The sequence below is a fragment of the Colwellia sp. BRX10-4 genome (assembly GCF_014077465.1).
In the GTDB taxonomy this organism is placed as follows: Bacteria; Pseudomonadota; Gammaproteobacteria; order Enterobacterales; family Alteromonadaceae; genus Colwellia_A.
On the sequence record NZ_JACGVZ010000090.1, the window covers coordinates 1 to 802 of the forward strand.

Here is an 802-nt window from a genome sequence, read left to right on the forward strand (position 1 = left end):
TCGTTTGGTGTTTTTAAGGCGGCCAGCATTTCAACCAACACCTCGAGGTTTTTACGTAGTAGGGGTTCGCCACCGGTAAGACGAATTTTTGTAACACCGTGTGCAACAAACAGTCGCGCCATGCGCGTGATCTCATCGAAACTCAATAGTTCTGATTGTGGCAGGTATTGGTAGCCTTTTCCGAAGACTTCCTTGGGCATACAATAAGTGCAACGGAAGTTACATCGGTCGGTGACTGAAATGCGTAAATCGCCCAAGAGCCTTCCGCGTGTATCTGACATCTGACCATTGGGGGCAGGCGCGTACGCGGGAATTAGCGGTACTTGGCCAGCGTAAAGCAGGTCAATAGTAGGGATTATGTTTATGCTCATTGGGCACTAGATATAGATAAATTGATCATTAAGCGATAAGTCATGACGAGCAGCTATAATGGGATAACCCACCGGTTTCGAAGAATTCAAGTGGCTTAAGCCGATAGTATTTTTTTTCCATATCAATTGATTGCTCGGCATATGGCTGCGTCATGACTTCCTGCAATTCTCGCACTAACGAGTAATTCCCTATGCTCGCTTGTTGATACGCAGGCACAACGAACCACTCTCGCAAATTATATTTTGGATTGACAAGTTTCATCTGCCTAGAGAGCTCAACTGGAGAACGGGCACTATTTACTTCGGTAGTGCTAGGGTCGGTCGTACTGGCGTTAAGAGATTTCCATGTTGTGAGCCACGCTGACCAGCGCTTGTCGATTCCTTCGGGATCTGCATTATACGTCGCGTTTTTGTAGAAGCTTTTTTTGAGT

1 protein-coding gene and 1 pseudogene are annotated in these 802 nt (G+C 46.4%); both read right to left on the reverse strand.

Going from position 1 to position 802, the window contains the following annotated elements; all coding sequences use genetic code 11:
• The coding region (locus H4J67_RS19940) for a radical SAM protein (RefSeq protein WP_259368695.1) at positions 1 to 281 on the reverse strand (281 nt) is incomplete at its 3' end.
• 130 nt (positions 282 to 411) lie between these two features.
• A pseudogene (locus H4J67_RS20385) lies at positions 412 to 802 on the reverse strand (hypothetical protein); the annotation flags it as partial.